General features: G+C 73.4%; 16 protein-coding genes. 7 read left to right on the forward strand and 9 right to left on the reverse strand.

Annotation, left to right across the window (positions count from 1 at the left end):
- Nucleotides 1-84: 84 nt before the first annotated feature.
- Complete coding sequence (locus ACZ66Z_RS05170) at nt 85-2,445, forward strand: ATP-binding cassette domain-containing protein (protein ID WP_469932625.1); 2,361 nt, start codon at nt 85-87, stop codon at nt 2,443-2,445.
- 73 nt (nt 2,446-2,518) lie between these two features.
- On the opposite strand, the gene ACZ66Z_RS05175 is transcribed toward ACZ66Z_RS05170, so the two are convergent.
- From ACZ66Z_RS05175 to ACZ66Z_RS05190, 4 genes are all read right to left on the reverse strand, one after another.
- Entirely contained in the window at nt 2,519-3,970 is a 1,452-nt protein-coding gene (locus ACZ66Z_RS05175) for an MFS transporter (RefSeq protein ID WP_469932626.1), read from the reverse strand.
- A 280-nt stretch (nt 3,971-4,250) separates the two neighbouring features.
- On the reverse strand, nt 4,251-5,000 hold the full coding sequence (locus tag ACZ66Z_RS05180) for a succinate dehydrogenase/fumarate reductase iron-sulfur subunit (RefSeq protein ID WP_469932627.1): 750 nt from the start codon (nt 4,998-5,000) through the stop codon (nt 4,251-4,253).
- The gene (locus tag ACZ66Z_RS05185) at nt 4,997-6,943 is read right to left on the reverse strand and encodes a fumarate reductase/succinate dehydrogenase flavoprotein subunit (RefSeq protein WP_469932628.1); all 1,947 of its coding nucleotides are present in this window, start codon (nt 6,941-6,943) and stop codon (nt 4,997-4,999) included. Before ACZ66Z_RS05185 ends, ACZ66Z_RS05180 begins: the two co-directional genes overlap by 4 nt.
- Before the next feature lies 1 nt (nt 6,944).
- Nucleotides 6,945-7,571, reverse strand: coding sequence for a succinate dehydrogenase (locus tag ACZ66Z_RS05190; RefSeq protein WP_469932739.1), 627 nt, complete (start codon nt 7,569-7,571; stop codon nt 6,945-6,947).
- A 201-nt stretch (nt 7,572-7,772) separates the two neighbouring features.
- Between ACZ66Z_RS05190 and ACZ66Z_RS05195 the strand changes: the two genes are divergently transcribed.
- Nucleotides 7,773-8,651, forward strand: coding sequence for a LysR family transcriptional regulator (locus ACZ66Z_RS05195; RefSeq protein ID WP_469932629.1), 879 nt, complete (start codon nt 7,773-7,775; stop codon nt 8,649-8,651).
- A 216-nt stretch (nt 8,652-8,867) separates the two neighbouring features.
- On the opposite strand, the gene ACZ66Z_RS05200 is transcribed toward ACZ66Z_RS05195, so the two are convergent.
- Nucleotides 8,868-11,039, reverse strand: coding sequence for a putative bifunctional diguanylate cyclase/phosphodiesterase (locus tag ACZ66Z_RS05200; protein WP_469932630.1), 2,172 nt, complete (start codon nt 11,037-11,039; stop codon nt 8,868-8,870).
- On the reverse strand, nt 11,036-11,848 hold the full coding sequence (locus ACZ66Z_RS05205; RefSeq protein ID WP_469932631.1) for an SAM-dependent methyltransferase: 813 nt from the start codon (nt 11,846-11,848) through the stop codon (nt 11,036-11,038). Before ACZ66Z_RS05205 ends, ACZ66Z_RS05200 begins: the two co-directional genes overlap by 4 nt.
- A gap of 542 nt (nt 11,849-12,390) precedes the next feature.
- Between ACZ66Z_RS05205 and ACZ66Z_RS05210 the strand changes: the two genes are divergently transcribed.
- The 3 genes from ACZ66Z_RS05210 (at nt 12,391) to ACZ66Z_RS05220 (ending at nt 14,744) form a co-directional block, all read left to right on the forward strand.
- Nucleotides 12,391-13,137 (forward strand): hypothetical protein, encoded by a 747-nt coding sequence (locus ACZ66Z_RS05210; protein ID WP_469932632.1) that lies wholly within the window; start codon nt 12,391-12,393, stop codon nt 13,135-13,137.
- Between the two features lie 121 nt (nt 13,138-13,258).
- Nucleotides 13,259-14,023, forward strand: coding sequence for a bestrophin-like domain (locus tag ACZ66Z_RS05215; RefSeq protein ID WP_469932633.1), 765 nt, complete (start codon nt 13,259-13,261; stop codon nt 14,021-14,023).
- Nucleotides 14,024-14,186: 163 nt separating this feature from the next.
- Nucleotides 14,187-14,744, forward strand: a complete 558-nt coding sequence (locus ACZ66Z_RS05220; RefSeq protein ID WP_469932634.1) for a hypothetical protein — start codon at nt 14,187-14,189, stop codon at nt 14,742-14,744.
- A gap of 101 nt (nt 14,745-14,845) precedes the next feature.
- Here ACZ66Z_RS05220 and ACZ66Z_RS05225 read toward each other — a convergent pair whose 3' ends face one another.
- The gene (locus tag ACZ66Z_RS05225; RefSeq protein WP_469932635.1) at nt 14,846-15,373 is read right to left on the reverse strand and encodes a hypothetical protein; all 528 of its coding nucleotides are present in this window, start codon (nt 15,371-15,373) and stop codon (nt 14,846-14,848) included.
- A gap of 390 nt (nt 15,374-15,763) precedes the next feature.
- Between ACZ66Z_RS05225 and ACZ66Z_RS05230 the strand changes: the two genes are divergently transcribed.
- Entirely contained in the window at nt 15,764-16,423 is a 660-nt protein-coding gene (locus tag ACZ66Z_RS05230) for a class F sortase (RefSeq protein WP_469932636.1), read from the forward strand.
- Between the two features lie 84 nt (nt 16,424-16,507).
- Here the strand turns inward: ACZ66Z_RS05230 and ACZ66Z_RS05235 are convergent, their stop codons facing one another.
- The gene (locus ACZ66Z_RS05235; protein WP_469932637.1) at nt 16,508-17,368 is read right to left on the reverse strand and encodes a polysaccharide deacetylase family protein; all 861 of its coding nucleotides are present in this window, start codon (nt 17,366-17,368) and stop codon (nt 16,508-16,510) included.
- 105 nt (nt 17,369-17,473) lie between these two features.
- Between ACZ66Z_RS05235 and ACZ66Z_RS05240 the strand changes: the two genes are divergently transcribed.
- Nucleotides 17,474-17,935 (forward strand): universal stress protein, encoded by a 462-nt coding sequence (locus ACZ66Z_RS05240; RefSeq protein WP_469932638.1) that lies wholly within the window; start codon nt 17,474-17,476, stop codon nt 17,933-17,935.
- A 134-nt stretch (nt 17,936-18,069) separates the two neighbouring features.
- Here the strand turns inward: ACZ66Z_RS05240 and ACZ66Z_RS05245 are convergent, their stop codons facing one another.
- Nucleotides 18,070-19,287: a CapA family protein gene (locus ACZ66Z_RS05245; protein ID WP_469932639.1), complete on the reverse strand. Its 1,218-nt coding sequence runs from the start codon at nt 19,285-19,287 to the stop codon at nt 18,070-18,072.
- Nucleotides 19,288-19,361 lie beyond the last annotated feature (74 nt).

Genomic DNA, 19,361 nt, shown 5'->3' on the forward strand with positions numbered 1-19,361 from the left:
CGGGAGCCACCGGAGGAACCGCCGAAAGAGGGCCGCCAGGGGAGCCACCGGGGCAAACGCGGACCATTCGATAGGGTCGCCTCCATGCACGACACCCCCCACGATCCCTACGTCCGTGTCCGGGACGCCCGTGAGCACAACCTCGACGGGGTCGACGTCGACGTCCCGCGCGACGCGCTCGTCGTGTTCACCGGGGTCTCCGGCTCCGGCAAGTCGTCGCTGGCCTTCGGGACGATCTACGCCGAGGCCCAGCGCCGCTACTTCGAGTCGGTGGCCCCGTACGCGCGGCGGTTGATCCACCAGGTGGGCGCGCCCGCGGTGGGCGAGATCACCGGGCTGCCGCCGGCGGTCTCCCTGGAGCAGCGCCGGTCCTCGCCGAACGCCCGGTCCTCCGTGGGAACGGTGACCACCCTCTCCAACTCCCTGCGGATGCTGCTCTCCCGGGCCGGGCGCTATCCGGAGGGGGCCGAGCGGCTCGACTCCGACGCCTTCTCCCCCAACACGGCGGCGGGCGCCTGCCCTTCGTGTCACGGCCTCGGGCTCGTCCACGACACCAGCGAGGAACTCCTCGTGCCCGAGCCGGATCTGTCGATCCGTCAGGGAGCGATCGCCGCCTGGCCGGGCGCCTGGCAGGGGAAGAACCTGCGGGACGTGCTCGACGCCCTCGGCCACGACGTCGACCGGCCGTGGCGGGAGCTCGACGCGAAGGACCGGGAGTGGATCCTCTTCACCGACGAGCAGCCGGTCGTCACCGTGCACCCGGTGCGGGAGGCGGACCGCATCCAGCGCCCGTACCAGGGCACGTACACGAGTGCCCGCCGTTACGTCCTGCGGACCTTCTCCGACTCGAAGAGCCCGTCCCTGCGCGCGAAGGCGGAGGGTTTCCTCACCAGCGCGCCCTGCCCGGCGTGCGGCGGCGGCCGGCTGCGGCCCGAGGCGCTCGCGGTCACCTTCGCCGGCCGGAACGTCGCCGAGCTCGCCGCGCTGCCGCTCACGGCCCTGTCCGGCCTCCTCGTGACGGCGGCGGCGACGGAGGACTCCCCGGAGACCGCGCGCGTCCTCACCGAGGACCTCGTCGCCCGGATCGGCACGGTCACCGAACTGGGCCTCGGCTACCTGAGCCTGGACCGCGCCACGCCCACCCTGTCCAACGGCGAGCTCCAGCGGCTGCGGCTCGCCACCCAGCTGCGTTCGGGCCTCTTCGGCGTGGTGTACGTCCTCGACGAGCCCTCCGCCGGACTGCACCCGGCCGACACCGAGGCCCTGCTCGTGGTCCTCGACCGGCTCAAGGCCGCCGGGAACTCGGTCTTCGTCGTCGAGCACCACCTCGACGTCGTGCGCCACGCCGACTGGCTCGTGGACGTCGGCCCGCGCGCCGGCGTGCACGGCGGGCGGGTGCTGCACAGCGGCCCGCCGGAGGAGCTGGCCGGCGTCGAGGCGTCCGCGACGCGGCGGTTCCTCTTCGACCGTGCTCCCGCGCCCGCGCGGACGCTGCGGGAGCCCGCGGGCTGGCTGCGCCCGGGGCCGGTCACCCGGCACAACCTGCGGGCGGTGGACGCCGCCTTCCCGGTCGGCGTCCTCACCGCCGTCACCGGCGTCTCGGGCTCGGGGAAGTCGACCCTGGTCGTCGCGCTGACCGAGGAGGTGGAGGGCGTGGGACGCCTGGTGACCGTGGACCAGCGCCCGATCGGCCGGACTCCGCGCTCCAACCTCGCCACGTACACGGGGCTGTTCGACGTCGTGCGCAAGCTCTTCACGGAGACCGAGGAGGCCAGGGCGCGCGGGTACAAGGCGGGACGGTTCTCCTTCAACGTGCCCGGCGGCCGCTGCGAGACCTGCCAGGGCGAGGGCTTCGTCTCGGTGGAACTGCTCTTCCTGCCCAGTACGTACGCGCCCTGCCCCGACTGCCACGGCGCCCGCTACCGGCCCGAGACCCTCCAGGTGCGGCTGCGCGGCCTCACCGTCGCGGAGGTCCTCGACCTGACCGTCGAGTCCGCCGCCGCCTTCTTCGACGACGTCCCCGGCGCGGCCCGGAGCCTGCGCACCCTGCTCGACGTCGGCCTCGGATACCTGCGGCTCGGGCAGCCCGCCACCGAACTGTCCGGCGGCGAGGCCCAGCGCATCAAGCTCGCCTCCGAGCTCCAGCGTCCGCGCCGCGCCCACACCCTCTACGTCCTGGACGAGCCGACGACCGGCCTGCACCCGGCGGACGTCGAGGTCCTGATGCGCCAGCTGCACGGCCTCGTGGACGCCGGGCACACGGTGATCGTCGTCGAGCACGACATGGACGTCGTCGCCACCGCCGACTGGGTCGTCGACCTCGGCCCGGGCGGTGGCGACCGGGGCGGGCGGATCGTGGCGGCGGGAACCCCGGAGCAGGTGGCGCGGGCGGCGGACAGCCGCACCGCGCCGTACCTGGCCCGGGCCCTCTCCGGACGGCCCTGAGGCGCTCCCCCACGCGGGCCGGACCCGTGGGCGTCGCCCGTCGGCCCCGCGTGTCCGTACGGACGCGCGGGCGTCAGTCGCGGGCGGCGGAGCGGCCCGCCAGCACGTCGGCGACGGCCACGGCGAGCGAGGCCCCGACGAAGGCGAGCGAGACGAGGAGGCCGTGGTCGTAGGCGGTGGCCCAGCCGTCCTGGGCGACCTGACCGAAGAAGACCGAACCGACCGCGGCGATGCCGACCGCCGAGCCGACCCGCTGGCCGGTCTGCAGGGTGCCTCCGGCGCTGCCCGCACGGCGCACCGGCACCTCGGAGAGGGTGAGGGTCTGGTTCGGGGAGATCACCAGGCCGCTGCCGAGCCCCGCGAGGAGCAGCGGGGCGAGCATCGCCCAGCCCGCGCCCCGGCCGGGCACCTGGTGCACCGCGAACGCCGTCCCGGCCAGGCCGATCGCCACCATCACCAGGCCGAGGACCACGAGCGGCCGGCCGAAGCGGTTCACGAGCCGGCCGCCGATCCCGGCCGCGATCCCCGAGCCCAGGGCGAAGGGGGTGATGGTGAGTCCGGCCTGGAGCGCGGTGTAGTGCAGCCCGTTCTGGAGGTAGAGCGTGCTGACGAAGAAGATCGACGTGAAGCCCGCGAAGTAGAGCAGGATCAGCAGGGAGCCGAGCCAGTAGGACCGGACGCGGAAGAGTTCCAGGTCGATGAGGGGCTCGTTGCCCGACCGCGCGCAGTGGCGCTCCCACGCCACGAAGACCGCGAGCAGCACGGCGGCGCCGAGGACGAGCAGGTACTTCCCGTTCCCGGGCCACTGGCGGGACTGGACGAAGGGCAGCAGCAGGGCGAGGACCGCGGCGCCGAGGAGCGCCACGCCGACCGGGTCGAGGCGGCCGAGCCGCACCGGCTTGGCGTCCGGCGTGTCGGGCAGCAGCCGCCGGGCGAGGAACAGGCACACGATCCCGATCGGGAGGTTGACGTAGAAGACCCAGCGCCAACCCTCCTCGGGGCCCGCCGTCTGGATCAGCAGCCCGCCGAGGAGGGGGCCGACGGCAGTGGAGATCCCGACGACGGTGCCGAACATCCCGAAGGCCCTGCCGCGCTCGGCGCCCCGGAACATCTGCTGGATGAGCGCGGAGATCTGCGGTGAGACGAGGCCTCCGGCCGCTCCCTGCGCCAACCGCGAGACCACCAGCCAGAGGCTCGACTGCGCCGCTCCGCAGGAGGCCGAGGCGAGCGTGAAGAGCGCGAGGCCGATGATGAAGACGCTCCGCCGGCCGCGCGCGTCCCCGAGCCGTCCGGCCGGGATGAGGAAGAGGCCGAAGGCGAGCGCGTACCCGGAGAGCACCCACTGGAGGTCCGACTCGGAGGTGCCGAGCCCGGAGCGGATGGAGGGCAGCGCGACGTTCACGATCGACACGTCGAGGAGGGTCATGAACCCCGCCACGAGGCAGACGCCGAGCGCCTTCCACCGGTTCGCGTCCGGTTCCTCCCGCTGCCGGTGCGGGGCCTGCGCCGACTCTTGCCGGGTCACGTGTCCTCCTCGTTCCCTCGGGTGCGGCCCGGTGGACGGCGCGCGACACGGACCGTGTGCGCCTCCCGGCCTGCGAAGGCCCGGGTACCCGGCGCACCCCCTTCCGATTCCTCCTTTCCGTGAGGATCATCCGTTGACGTCGGCAAATGCCCCGTGACGGCGCGGCGGAGTCCGCGCCGTCGGATCGGCCCGGTCGGCCCGGTCGTCCTGGTCATCTTGGCGGCCCGGTCGTCCTGGCCGGCCCGGTCGTCCTGGCCGGCCCGGTCGTCTCGGTCCCGCCTCAGCCGCGGCCGGTCTTGCGCCGCGCCCGCAGCCACTCCCGGTTCATCGCCGCGATCGACGGGAGCGGGATGCCCTTCGGGCAGGCCGTCGCGCATTCGCCCGTCAGGGTGCAGCCGCCGAAGCCCTCCGCGTCCATCTGCGCCACCATGTCGAGGACCCGGGTCTCGCGTTCCGGGGAGCCCTGGGGCAGGACGTTCAGGTGGTTGACCTTGGCGGAGGTGAAGAGCATCGCCGAGCCGTTCGGGCAGGCCGCCACGCACGCGCCGCAGCCGATGCACTCGGCGTGCTCGAAGGCGGAGTCCGCGTCGGCCTTCGGGACCGGTGTGGCATGGGCTTCGGGGGCCGAGCCCGTCGGGGCCGTGACGTAGCCGCCGGCCTGGATGACGCGGTCGAAGGCGGAGCGGTCGACGACGAGGTCCTTGACGACGGGGAAGGCGGACGCGCGCCAGGGTTCGACGTCGATGGTGTCGCCGTCGCGGAAGGAGCGCATGTGGAGCTGGCAGGTCGTGGTGCGCTCCGGCCCGTGCGCGTCGCCGTTGATGACGAGGCTGCACGCGCCGCAGATGCCCTCGCGGCAGTCGTGGTCGAAGGCCACGGGGTCCTCGCCGCGCAGGATGAGGTCCTCGTTGAGGGTGTCGAGCATCTCGAGGAAGGACATGTCGGGTGAGACGCCGTCCACCGCGTAGGTGACCATGGCCCCCTCGGTGTCGCCGTTCTTCTGGCGCCAGACGCGCAGGTCGATCCTCATGCGTAGCTCCGCTGGGTGGGGTGGACGTACTCGAAGGCGAGGGCCTCCTTGTGGAGGGCGGGCGGCCGCCCCGGGCCGGTGAACTCCCAGGCCGCGGCGTACGCGAACTCCTCGTCGCGGCGGGCGGCCTCGCCGTCCGGGGTCTGGGACTCCTCGCGGAAGTGGCCGCCGCAGGACTCGGCGCGGTGGAGCGCGTCGAGGCACATGAGCTCGGCGAGCTCCAGGTAGTCGACGATCCGGTTGGCCTTCTCCAGGGACTGGTTGAACTCCTCGCCGGTGCCGGGGACCTTGACGCGGCGCCAGAACTCCTCGCGGATCTCGGGGATGCGACGCAGGGCCCTGGTCAGGCCCTCCTCGGTGCGGGCCATGCCGCAGTGCTCCCACATGAGTTCGCCGAGTTCGCGGTGGAAGGAGTCGGGGGTGCGGTCGCCGTCGACGGAGAGGAGGAGGTTCAGGCGGTCCTCGGTCTCGGCGAGGACGTCGCGGACCACCGGGTGGTCGTCGTCGAGGGGTTCGCTCGACGGGTGGCGGGCGAGGTAGTCGTTGATGGTGGCGGGGAGGACGAAGTAGCCGTCGGCGAGGCCCTGCATGAGGGCGGAGGCGCCGAGCCTGTTGGCCCCGTGGTCGGAGAAGTTGGCCTCGCCGATGGCGAAGAGGCCGGGGACCGTGGTCTGGAGGTCGTAGTCGACCCAGAGTCCGCCCATCGTGTAGTGCACGGCGGGGTAGATCCGCATGGGGACCTCGTACGGGTTCTCGGCGGTGATCCGCTCGTACATGTCGAAGAGGTTGCCGTACTTCTCCTCGACGGCCTTGCGGCCCATCCGCCTGATCGCGTCGGCGAAGTCCAGGTAGACGCCCTGGCCGCCGGGGCCCACTCCCCTGCCCTCGTCGCAGACGTTCTTGGCGGCGCGGGAGGCGATGTCGCGGGGGACGAGGTTGCCGAAGGAGGGGTAGATCCGCTCCAGGTAGTAGTCGCGCTCGTCCTCGGGGATGTCGGCGGCGGGGCGGGTGTCGCCCTGCGCCCTGGGCACCCAGATGCGGCCGTCGTTGCGCAGCGACTCGCTCATGAGGGTCAGCTTGGACTGGTGGTCGCCGGTGCGCGGGATGCAGGTGGGGTGGATCTGGGTGAAGCAGGGGTTGGCGAAGTACGCGCCGCGCCGGTGCGCCCGCCAGACGGCGGTGGCGTTGGAGTTCATGGCGTTCGTCGACAGGTAGAAGACGTTGCCGTAGCCGCCGCTGGCGAGGACGACCGCGTCGGCGTAGTGGGTGGAGACCGCTCCGGTGACGAGGTCGCGGGCGACGATGCCGCGGGCCCGCCCGTCGACGACGATCAGGTCGAGCATCTCCGTACGGGCGTGCATCTCGACGTTGCCGGCGGCGATCTGCCGGGACAGCGCCTGGTAGGCGCCGAGGAGGAGCTGCTGCCCGGTCTGGCCGCGGGCGTAGAAGGTGCGGGAGACCTGGACGCCGCCGAAGGAGCGGGTGTCGAGGAGTCCGCCGTACTCGCGGGCGAAGGGGACGCCCTGGGCGACGCACTGGTCGATGATCTCGACGGAGATCTGGGCGAGGCGGTGGACGTTGGACTCGCGGGCCCGGAAGTCGCCGCCCTTGACGGTGTCGTAGAAGAGGCGGTGGATGGAGTCGCCGTCGTTGCGGTAGTTCTTGGCGGCGTTGATGCCGCCCTGGGCGGCGATGGAGTGGGCGCGGCGCGGGGAGTCCTGGAAGCAGAACTGGACGACCTGGTAGCCCTGTTCGGCGAGGGTGGCGCCGGCGGAGCCGCCGGCGAGGCCGGTGCCGACGACGATGATCCGGTGCTTGCGGCGGTTGGCGGGGTTGACCAGCCTCGCCTCGAAGCGGCGGGTGTCCCAGCGGTCGGCGACGGGGCCGGCGGGGGCCTTGGTGTCGGCGACGGGTTCGCCGGTCGTGTAGTCGAGGTAGCTCATGTCAGCTCACCACTCCGGTCATGACGGCGACGGGGACGGAGACGAAGCCCGCGGTCAGGACGAGCGCGAGGGCGTTGGCGAGGGCCTTGAGGAGCCGCTCGCGGCGGGCGTTGCCGACGCCCAGGGTCTGGGCGGCGCTCCAGAAGCCGTGGCGGACGTGGAGGCCGAGGGCGAGCATGGCGACGATGTAGACGACGTCGCCGTACCAGGTGGAGAAGGTGTCGACGACGTTCTGGTAGGGCTTGCCCTCCTCGAAGCCGCCGGGGTGGGCGGTGCCGGTGGTCAGGTCGAGGAGGTGCCAGACGATGAAGAGGCCGAGGATGATCCCGCCCCAGCGCATGGTGCGGGTGGCGTAGGAGGCGCGCCTGCGGCGGTGGACGTACGGGGTGGGGCGGGCCTTCAGGTCGCGCCGGCTGAGCTGGTACGCGGAGACGGCGTGGGCGGCGACGGCGGCGAGGAGCACGATCCGGACGAGCCAGAGGGCCCAGTGGTGGTGCAGGACGGGGGCGCCCATGACCCGCAGCCAGTGGCCGTAGGCGTTGAACTCCTCGGGGCCGAAGAAGACCTTGAGGTTGCCGGCGACATGGGCGACGAGGTAGCCGAGCATGATCAGCCCGCTGACGGCCATGACCGTCTTCTTGCCGAGGGTCGACGACCAGAATCCGCGGGACGGGGTCGGTGCGGGGGACGGCGGGCGGGCGGGCGGCCGCTCCCCCGTGGGTGCCAGAGCCATGTCCTCGACGCTAGGGCCGAGGGGACCGAGAGGTCCAAGACATGGTCCGGCTCATCTCGATAGGCTGTCCCTATTCATGTCCTCTACGCTGGGCCCATGCAGTTCCAGCAGCTCCTCTACTTCGTCGCCGTGGCCGAGACCCGGCACTTCACCCGGGCCGCCGAACGCGTCCACGTCTCGCAGCCCTCGCTCTCCCAGCAGATCAAGGCCCTGGAGCAGGAACTGGGCGCGGAGCTGTTCAGCCGCGCCCGGGGGAACATCACCCTCACCGACGCGGGCGAGGCCCTGCTGCCGCTCGCGCGGCGGATCCTCGCCGACACCGAGACGGCCCGCATCGAGGTGCAGGAACTGGCCCGGCTCAAGCGGGGCCGGGTGCGGCTCGGCGCGACGCCGAGCCTGTGCACGGGGCTCCTCCCGGACGTGCTGCGGACCTATCACGAGCTGCACCCGGGGATCGAGCTCCTCATCGAGGAGGGCGGCTCGCACGATCTCGTACGGGAGCTGGCGCGCGGAGCGCTCGACCTGGCCCTGGTGGTGCTGCCGCTGCCCACCCCCTCGCCCGCCCTGACGACGGTCGAGCTGCTGACGGAGGACCTCGTCGTGGTATCCGCCGCCTCGGAGCCGGCCCCGCGGCGGCCCGTACGGATCAAGGACCTGCGGGACCAGCCGCTCGTGATGTTCCGGCACGGCTACGACCTGCGGGAGCTGACCGTGACGGCCTGCCGGGCGGAGGGCTTCGAGCCCGCGTTCACCGTCGAGGGCGGGGAGCTGGACGCGGTGCTCGGTTTCGTACGGGCCGGGCTCGGGCTCGCGGTCGTGCCGGCGATGGTCGCGGCGCGCGCGGGCCGCGACCTGCGGGTGACGGCCCTCGCCCGGCCGGGCCTGCGCCGCACCATCGCCCTGGCGCACCGCAGCGACGTGGCCCCGCCGAGAGCGGCCCGCGAACTCCAGAAGCTCCTGCTGCGGCGCACCTGACCCGCCCGTCCGCTTCGGCTCTCTCCGGCCCTGAGGAGCCGCCTCCCCCGGCCCCCACGGAGCCCACGCCCCCCGTCGCCCCCGCACGGCCCCACGGCGCCGCACGCCCCCGTCTACCCCGCACGGCCCCACGGCGCCGCACGCCCCCGTCTACCCCGCACGGCCCCCACGCGCCGCACGCCCCCGTCACCGCCGGCCCGACCGGCAGGACGTCCCCTAGACCGCGTCCGCCAGGAGCAGGGAGTGGATGCGGTCCGGGGCGCCGGGGCGGGCGTAGTACCAGCCCTGGGCCGTGTCGCAGCCGAGGTCCCGGAGCTGCCGCGCCTGCGCCCCGGTCTCCACGCCCTCGACGGTGACGGCGAGTTCCAGGCTGTGGGCGAGCGAGACGATCCCTTCGACGATCTTGAGGTCGACCGGGTCCACCGGGTGCTGCTGCATCCCCCGGGTGAAGGAGCGGTCGAGCTTCAGGACGCTCACCGGCAGCCGCCGCAGATTGGCGAGGTTCGAGTAGCCGGTGCCGAAGTCGTCGAGCGCGATGTCCACGCCCATCTCGGCGAGCTGTCGCAGCGGCTTCAGCAGGTCCTCGTCGGCGCCGATGAGGGCGGACTCGGTGACCTCCAGGCAGAGCGCGCCCGGGTCGAGACCGGAGCGCTCCAGGACGTCGACCGTGTCGGCGACCAGGCGCGGGTGGTGGAGCTGCGTCGGGGAGAGGTTGACGTTGATCCGCAGGGGGCCGCCGTCGGAGTGCCGGGCCTGCCAGAAGCGGGCCTGGCGCACGGCCTCCTGGAGCACCCAGCGGCCGAGCGGCACGATGAGGCCGGTGTCCTCGGCGAGCGGGATGAACCGGTCGGGGCCGAGTACCCCGTGCTGCGGGTGGCACCACCGGACGAGGGCCTCCGCGCCGTGCACGCTGCCGTCGTCGAGGTGGACGAGCGGCTGGTACTCGATGAAGAACTCGCCGCGCTCCAGGGCGGTCGGCAGGGCGGTGGTGAGCCCGTGCCGGGTGATGGCACGGGCGTCGGCCTCCGGGTCGGCGACCTCGAAGCGGTTGCCGCCCGCCGACTTGGCCCGGTACATGGTGATGTCGGCGCTGCGGAGCACCTCGGCCGGGGTCCGCTCCCCCGCCGGGCCCTCGACGACGCCGAGGCTGCCGCGCACGGTCAGTTCGCGGCCGTCGATGCGCAGGGGGGTGGCGAGGGCGGCGAGGATGCGGTCGGCGAGTTCGGTGACGTCCCGCCGGCCGCCGGCGCCGGTGGTGAGGGCGACGAACTCGTCGCCGCCGAGCCGGGCCACCATCTCGTTGGTCCCGGTGGCGCAGCTCTGCAGCCGGTCCGCGACCTCGACGAGGAGCCGGTCGCCGGTGGAGTGGCCGAGGCTGTCGTTGATGACCTTGAAGCCGTCGAGGTCGAGATAGCAGAGGCCGAAGCGGGCGTTCTCGTCGGGAGTGGGGGCGAGCGCCTTCTCCAGGCGTTCGAAGAACAGCGTCCGGTTGGGCAGCCCGGTGAGCGCGTCGTGGGTGGCCTCGTACCGGAGCCGCAGATGGAGCAGGCGCCGTTCGGTGGTGTCCTCCAGGAGGGCCAGCTGGTACTGGGGACGGCCCTCGGCGTCCCGGAGGAGCGAGACGGTGAGGTTGGTCCAGAGAACCGTTCCGTCACCCCGGTAGTAGGGCTTCTCGACGCGGTAGTGCTCGCGCTCGCCGCGGACCAGCTCCTCGTACAGCTTCCAGACGTGCGGCCCGTCCTCCGGGTGGACCCACTCGCTGACGTTCCGGCTGCGGACCTGGCCCTCCATCCCGCCGAACATGCGGGTGAGGGTCTCGTTGACCTCCAGGACGTTGCCGTCGAGGTCGGCGATGCCGATGCCGATGGCCGCCCCGTCGAAGACCGCGCGGAAGCGGCTCTCGGTGGCGTGCAGGGCGATCTCGGCGGCGCTGCGGGCGGCCAGCGCGGAGCGGGCGATGGCCTCCTGCTCGGCGAGGGTCCGCTCGCGCAGGGCCTGGGCGTAGCCGGCGGCCATGGCGTGCTGGAGCCGGGCGCAGCGGGCGCGCAGTTCCTCGGCCGCGAGGTCCGACTCCGCACCGCAGTAGAGCACCAGGTACGAGTCGACGACGCCGAGGCTGCGGCCGAGCGCGTCCGGGTCGGTGCAGTGGGCGGCGACGAGGGCCGCGCCGGTGCCCTGGGCCGGTGCCGTGTCGAAGGGCCGGGCGTGCAGGGCGTCGCACAGGGTGCGGGCCAGCGGCAGCAGGTGCCCCTCGAACTCGGCGCGGGTCAGCGAGGTGGCGGTCACCGGGAAGATCGCCCGGCCCCAGATGGTGACGAACCGCCTGAGTCTGTCCTCCGGGCCGTCGGCTTCGGCGACGGCGCCGGACGGCTGCGACGGGACCTTCACGCCTTGCGCCCCACCCCTGCGAACCCGGAGAAGGCGTACGGGTCCTCCTCCTCGGCCGGGCCGTCCGGCCGCCAGAGCGGCATGGGGACGATTCCGGGCTCGATCGGTTCGGTGCCCTCGAAGAAGCGGGCGATCTCCTCGCGCGACCGCATCACCAGGGGGTTGCGGATGTCGCGGTAGACCCCGACGGTGCCGCCGGCCTGTTCCTCGGAGAGCGGGATGCCCTCGTACGAGGCGTGGGTGAGGACGACGAGGCTGCCGGGGGCGAGGGCCTCGATCAGCTCGGCGACCACCCCGTAGGGCTCGTCCTCGTCCTCCAGGAAGTGCAGGACGGCGACGAGGAGCAGCGCCACCGGCCGGTCGAGGTCGAGGAGTCGGGTCACCTCGGGGCTCTGGAGGATGTCGGCCGGCTTGCGCAGGTCGGCCGCGACGACGGCCGCGCCGGCGTCGTCCCCGAGGACGGCGCGGCTGTGGGCCACGGCGACGGGGTCGTGGTCGACGTAGACGACGCGGGCGGTGGGGTCGGCCGCGCGGGCGACCTCGTGCACGTTGCCGAAGGTGGGTATGCCGGAGCCGATGTCGAGGAACTGGGTGACGTCGTCGTCGACGGCGTGGCGGACCGCGCGCCGCATGAAGGCGCGGTTCGCCTGCATCACCTTGGGCAGGCCAGGCATGAACTCCATGGCCTTGCGCGCCGCTTCCCGGTCCACTTCGAAATTGTGCGAGCCGCCCAGATAGAAGTCGTACATACGGGACACGCTCGGTACCGAAATGTCGATACCGGGCGGGGCCCAGGCGGGACGCTCCATCGATGTCTCCAACAAGTCGCCATGGGGATACGGCCATGTGTTCGCGGCCGGTGTTCGAGGTGAGGCTACTGATCGCCCGCCAGGAGGGCGAGTAGAAACGGAAATTCGCGATCCGTTCTTGGTCACACGCCATTGGCACGTGCTCCCGGAACGCAGACTTCACGCCTTCAGACCGTGCACATTCACGTGCATATGATCGTGCGTCGGTTCCCGGGAGGCCGTCGACCGCGCCCGCTGGGGCCCCGGGCCCCTCCCGCACCTCGGCTGTTGCCGTTCTCGGGGCCCGGCCGCCGGTGCAGGATGCCCTGTCGGGCGGTCCGCCCGACAGGGCGACAACCGGACAGTTCTCTCCCGGTAGGCCCGAACGAAGCGTGTCGGCCACTCGTCCGCAATCATCACGACCACCAATAACGGGCATTGCGCCGGATCCGTCACCGACACCCGGCGAAACGTCAAGCCCTCACATCCGGAGATCCCCTCCATCTGGCGAATCCCGCGCGATTCCGCCCCGGCGCGCCCCGTCTGTGATCAAGCTCGACGGCGTGTCTCTGTACGGATCACTCCTCGCGCGGCCCTTGGCGGCCCTCGGTCTCGTGTGGCTGCTCGCCGCACCGGTACCCGTCGCCGCCGACGCCTGCGCCTACGCATCGACCGACTCGGGTGGTTCGCAGATCGCGGTGGCGGTCGCCGGCGGCCACCACGACGGCGACGACCGGGGAAACGGTGGCGGGAAGGGCCACGGGAAGGGCAAGGGCCACGAGCACCACGGCAACGGCAAGGGCAAGGGGCACGGGCATCACCACCACCCGAAGCCCTGTGACCCCGAGCCTCCCCCGCCGTGCCCCTCGCCCACGCCCGAGCCGACGCCCCCGCCCTCCCCGACGCCGAAGCCCGAGCCCCCGTCGCCCTCCCCGAAGCCGACCCCGGAGCCGACGCCCAGGCCCGAGCCGCCTCCGCCGCCCGCGCCCAAGCCGGTCCCGCCCCGGCCGGTGCCGAAGCCGCCGGCCGCCCCGCCCGCACCCCGCCCGGAGCCGCCGTCCCCCGCGCCTCCGTCCCCCGCGCCCCCGACCGCCAGGCCGCCGGAGCCCGCGGCCGCGCCTCCGCCGTCCCCGACCCCGCCGCCCACCGCGCGGCCCCGGCCGCCGTCCCCCTCCCCCGTGGCGCTGCCCCACTACCGCCCGGTGACGCACACCAAGCAGAAGGGGGGCACCTCCGTGGTCACCGCGACGCTGATGATCACCGCCCCGGCCGTCCTCGCGACGGCGATCCTGCGCCCGCGCTCCAAGTGACCCGTGGTCCGGGCGACCCGTGCCCCGAGCGATCCGCGCGCCGGACGACCCGCGGTCCGAGCGGCCCGCGGTCCGGGCGCCCCACCCACCTGCCGACCCTCTGAACCCCGCCGGAGGAACCATGTCCGAATGGCTTGTTCTCTCTCTCGCGATGGCCGCCGCCTGCGCCGTCGTGCTCACCATCGTCGTCATCAACAACCGCCGGATCCCCGAGGACGACGACCCCAGCGAGACCCCGGACGTCATCGAGTACATGACGATGATGATCGGCGTGATCTACGCGATCGTCCTCGGTCTGGCCATCGCCGGCGTCTGGGAGGCCCGGGGGGCCGCTCAGGAGACCGTGCGGCAGGAGGCCCAGGCGATGCACGAGATCTCGGCGCGCGCCGAGGTGTATCCGCAGGAGGTCCGTTCCCGGATCCGCGCCGACGTCGACGCGTACGTCTCGTACGTGGTCCACGACGAGTGGACGTACATGGCCGAGAAGGGCGAGCTCAGCGACGAGGGCACCGCGCTCCTGGAGCGGGTGCGGCGCAGCGTCACCGACTACCAGCCGGCCGACGACTTCGAGGGGCAGGCGTACCAGCCGCTGGTGGACCAGGTGACCCTCGCCGACGACGCCCGGGGCGCGCGCGGGCAGAACGCGGGGGCGACGATGCCGGGGGTGGTCTGGTTCGGTCTGATCATCGGAGCCCTGGTGACGGTCGGCCTGATCTTCACGCTGCAGATCCGCAGGACCGGGCGGGAGCTGCTGCTCGCCGGGCTCTTCAGCGTGCTGATCGCCTTCCTGCTGTTCCTCATCTGGGACTTCGACGCGCCGTTCGGCCGGGGCATCTCGGCCACCGCCGCGCCGTTCACCGATCTGTTTCCGCAGATCAGCCGCTGAGCGGGCCCGCGCGAATGGGCCACACGGGGGACATCGGTGCCCCATTCGCACCTCTGGAATCGCGGCTGTGGTAGTGCGCTCCTAGCGTTTCGGGCATCGAGGTGCACGGCCCCTCGCGGGAACCCCCTTCCGCGACTGCCCCTCGGGACCCGGAGGATTCACCATGCGCGCGATACGTGCCGCGACCACTGCCCTGTTGGGAGCGGCCGCCCTCACCCTGGCCGCCCCCACCGCCCTCGCGGCGGACGGCGCGCCCGCCGCCGAGCCGCGGGCCGCCAGGGCCAAGGCGCCGGGCGATTTCGTCGTGTCGCCCTCGATCGTCGCCCCCGGCGGGCGGCTGACGCTGAGCGCCCCCGGCTGTGCCAGTACGGCGACGGCCTCGGCCGGCATCTTCGACACCGCGACCATCGCGCCGGGCGCGACGGTGACCGCCACCGTGGACGCCGACGCCAAGCGCGGCGCCGTGTACACGGTGCTGTTCAACTGCACGGGCGGCGTGCAGGACACCGTCGCCCTGACGATCAGCGGCGGCGCCACCGCCACCCCGACCATCAGCGCCACGATCCTCACGCCCCCGCGCGGGGTGCGGGGCGGTCTCGGCGGCTCGATGACCCCGAGCCCGACCGAACTGGCGGCCGGCGGCGCGCTGGTGCTGGCCGCGGCCTGCGGCACCGCCTACGTGGTGCGCCGTCGTCGCGCCGGCGCCGGACGCCGTCACTGAGCGGGGGCGCCGTGGCAGCGGGCGTCCTGCCGATCGCCCCCGGGTCCCGGCAGGGACCCGGGGGCGACGGGCACGGCGGGCCGACCGGGAGGTTCGGCCGGTCAGACTCCCGCGCCGGTCAGGCGTCGGCGGCGGGCGATGAAGAGCCCTCCGCCGAGCGCGGCCGCGGCGACGAGGCTGCCGCCGACGGCCATCTCGGTGGAGCTGGGGGCCAGCGAGCCGCCGAGACCGCCGGCGGCGCCCTGTCCGGCGATGACCCGGAACGGCTGGGTGAGCGTACGGCCGCCGCACTGGACGGCCAGGTTGTACTGGCCGGGCGTGGCGTTGTTGAAGATGCGGGCGGTGGCGGTGGACACGCCGTTGACGGCGGGGCCGAGCGTGACCGTCGCGAAGGCGTTGGACGTGACCGTCCCACCGGCGCAGCCCCGGACGGTGATCGTGAGGATCCCGCCCTGGTGGACCGCGAAGGGGGACACGGTGACGCCGTTGGAGTTGTCTCCGCCCCGCTCGACCTGGAGAGGGCTGACGGAGACGCTGCTGGGCCCGTTGGTGGCGGTGGCGAGGGGGGCCGCGAGCCCGACCGCCGCGAGCGCGGTGGCGGCCACCGCCAGAGTGCGTGCAGCACGCATGGTTGAACCTCCAGTGGAAGACGCCCCAAAGCGGTGCTCCGGGAGTTTCGACGAGTACGCCTTCCATGACGAACCATCACAAACCGTCGCAAGCCGTGCATGTCGACACTGGGCCACCCCGGTGAGGCGACACGCCGGGCGCGGGGCCCGCTGAGCCGACGGAACCGCAGGTCAGCCGCTTTCTGGATGCTTATCTGACGATTACTCGGATGGGTCAGTCGACCGTCACCCGCCCGCCTCCGCGGCCCCTTCCGCCGGGGCGTGCCGCCGCGTGCCCCGGGCCGGGGCCGGGGCACCCGTCCGGCGGCGGCCCCCACCCGTTCGCACCGTCCCGCGCGACGGCCCGCGGGACCGCCCTTACCGTTCTGACGACGCCGAGAAGGGAGAACCATGCCCCCGAAGGACTTCCGCGTCTTCGAGCGCAGGAGACGCCAACCCTGGGGCGTCCTGGCCCTCGCCATGCTGTCCGGACTCGCGATGATGCGCAACGGGGTGGACGTCCCCCTCGGGCCGCCGCAACCCGCCGCGGCGGCCCGGCCGGTGGCCCGCCCGGTCGCCCCGCCGCCCGCCGCGAGCACCGGCCTGGAACCGCTGCCCTACGCCCCGGCGTCCCGGGTCAAGATCCCGGCGATCCAGGTGGCGGCCCCCATCATGGACGTGGGTCTGGACGCGCAGGGCTGGGTGGCGGCCCCGCCCCCGGAGGACCCCAACCTCGTCGGCTGGTACCAGAACGGCATCGCCCCCGGACAGCGCGGCACCTCCGTCCTCGTCGGCCACGTGGACAACACGAAGGGCCCGGCGGTCTTCTACGGCCTGGGCTCCCTCCAGAAGGGGCAGCACGTCGAGGTCGAGCGGTACGACGGCCGGGTCGCGGTCTTCGAGATCTACGGCGTCGAGGTGTACGCCAAGGACAACTTCCCCGGCGTGCAGGTCTACGCCGACACCGGCGAGCCGGAGCTGCGGGTGATCACCTGCGGCGGCGGATACACGCGGGCACGTGGCTACGACGGGAACGTCGTCGTCTTCGCGCGCCTGGTGGGCTCCCGCTAGGTCCCGCGCACGACGGAGCGTCACCCCGCACGACGGAGGGCCCCGGCACCCGAGGTGCCGGGGCCCTTTCCCGTCCCGGTGCGGTCAGCGCCGGGGGACGGTGATGTGGTAGCCGGCGTCGAGGAGTTCGGGCAGGTAGCGGCGGAGCGCGGCCACGCTCTGGGAGCGGTTGCCGCCTGCGTCGTGGGAGAGGACGACGACGCCGGGCGCGGCTCCGTCGAGGACGCGGCGGACGATGGTGCCGGTGCCCGGTTCCGTCCAGTCCAGGGTGTCGACGGTCCAGGCGAGCGGCTCCATGCCGAGCTCGGCGCCGATCTCGAAGGAGTGCCGGTTCCAGGCGCCGTAGGGCGCGCGGTACCAGAGCGGGGCCGCGCCCAGGGCCTTCTCGATGACCTCGCTGGTGGAGCCCAGCTCGGCGCGGATCCGGGAGGGCCGCAGTTTCGGGATGAGCGGGTGGGACCAGGAGTGGTTGCCGACGACGTGGCCGTCCTCGGCCATCTCCCGCAACAGGTCCTGGTTCTCCACGGCCATCTCGCCGCAGACGAAGAACATCGCCCGGCAGTCGTAGTGGCGCAGGGTCTCCAGGATGCCGGGGGTGTACCGGGGGTCGGGGCCGTCGTCGAAGGTCAGCACCATCGACCGGCCGACCCCGGACATGCTGAGGAAGGGCCGCTGCCGCACCGGCGGCAGCGCGCGCCGGAAGGCCGGGGGCGCGTACGCGGTCATGGGCTGGAGCCGGTACGCGGACGGGCCCAGCCGGGCGGAGTGCGGCCGGGGGGCCGCGGCCGGGCCCGCGCGGCCCGCGCCGGAGGTGCCCCGGGGCGTGGAGGCGGCGCCGGTGGCCGCGTCGGGCGTGGCGAACCGGTCCATCGCGAAGGCTCCGACGGTGGCGGTGGCCCCGAGGGCGGCGGCGAGCCGCAGCACCGCCCGCCGCCCACTGGGCATCTGATCCTTTTTCATGACCAATGGTTCGTACGGGCGAGGGCCCGGGCGGCTCAGCGACACCGGCCGCCCGTCCGAAAACACCCGATGGGCCGATAACCTCGGAGGGTGAGCGAACAACAGCCCGACCGGTTCGAGCGCGGCACCGACGGCCCGAAAGTGATCATGGCGGGGATCGACGGCTCCGCCTCCTCCCTGCGCGCCGCGGCGTACGCGGCCGGGCTCGCCCGGCGCCAGAACGCGCTGCTCGCGCTCGTGTACGTGCAGCCGGTGATTCCGGCGGGGGCGGCGCTCGGCGCGCCCGTGGCCGGGACGACCGAGGAGATCGCCGAGGGCCTCGTCGCGGAGATCCGCGCCTCCGCCGAGAGGGTCAAGGACCTGTGGCGGGTGCGGTGGGAGTTCCGCACCTTCCGGGGCGACGCCTACGCGGGCCTGGTCCGGGCGGCCGAGGAGCTGACGGCGGACGCCGTGGTGGTGGGCGCCTCGGAGTCGGCGGGTCACCGCTTCGTCGGCTCGGTCGCCGTCCGTCTGGTGAGGGCGGGCCGCTGGCCGGTCACCGTGGTGCCGTGACCGGCCGACGCCCCAAGCCCACCCCGTGACCGGCCGACGCCCCAAGCCCACCCCGTGACCGGCCGACGACCCCGGACCCACCCCCGACCGGGCCCGCCCTCCGGCCTGCGGGCCCCGCGGGCCCGCGGATCGTCCTACCTCCCCATCACCAGGCCGTCCTTGTCGGCGCCCCTGCCGAGGACCACCCGTCGGACGGTGTCGCGGATCCCGTCCTGGTGCGCGTCCCCGCCTTCCGCCGCGCCGAGGTTCACGATCCGGCCGCGCGCGGTGTCGAACCACTGCGGGACGAACTCGGCCCTGGTGACCTCCCAGCGCCCGCCGGAGGTCCTGGGCGGGGCGAAGGTGAAGCGGCCGATGCTGCTCTGGTTGCCGCGCGGATCGTAGGCGCCCTCGTGGTTGACCATGTCGCCGGCGATCTGGTCGCCCATCCCGTAGACGATCCATGTCCCGTTGACCTTCTCGTAGGCCTGGGGCACATGGGCGTGCGTGCCGATCAGAAGGTCCACGTCCGGGCGTCCGCCGCTCCGCGAGGCGGTCAGCGCCCGCCCGAGGGAGAGCTGCCGCTCGTCGGGTTCGGTCTGCCACTCGCTGCCCCAGTGGACGCTGACGACGACCACGTCGGCGCCCGCCGCGCGGGCGGCACGGGCGTCGGCGATCACCTTGTCCCCGTCGAGCACGTTGACGGCCCAGGGCTGCCCCTCGGGCAGCGGGTGGCCGTTGGTGTCGTAGGTGTAGGCGAGTTGGGCGACCGTGGCGCCGCCGGCCTCGAGCAGGGTGGGCCGCGCCGCCTCCTCGGCCGTACGGGCGGAGCCGGCGTGCCGGACGCCGGCCCTGTCGAGCGCGTCGAGGGTGCGGCCGATGCCCGCCGCCCCGTCGTCGAGGGTGTGGTTGGAGGCGGTGGAGCAGGAGTCGTAGCCGGTGGCCTTGAGCGCGACGGCGATCTCGGGCGGCGACTTGAAGGCGGGATAGCCGGTGTAGGGCCCGCCCTTCTCCCCGTACACGGTCTCCATGTGACAGAGGGCCAGGTCGGCGCCGGAGACGACGGACCCGGCCCCGGAGAACATCGGGCCGAAGTCGTAGCCGGTCCCGCCCGCGTCCTCGGCGGCCCGCCGGATGATCGAGTCGTGCGGGAGGACGTCGCCGGAGGCGACGAGGGTGAAGCCGACGGGCGCGGAGGCCCCGCCGGGCGCGGCGGACGGGGTGGCGGCGCTTCCGGTGCCGGTCCGCCCGGTCGCGTCGCGCGGAGTGGGGCCGTCGGCGGCCGTTCCGCTCCCACCGGCGCAGCCGGTCGCCGCCGCGAGCAGGAGCGCGACGAGCGCCGTCACCCCCGCGGGTCTGGTGCGTGAGGTCATGTACGGCACTCCACCCAAATCATGTGATGAACATCTGTTCTTATGAATTGACCTTTCGGGAAAGCCGCAGTCAA

Source organism: Streptomyces sp. NPDC107498 (assembly GCF_055582805.1).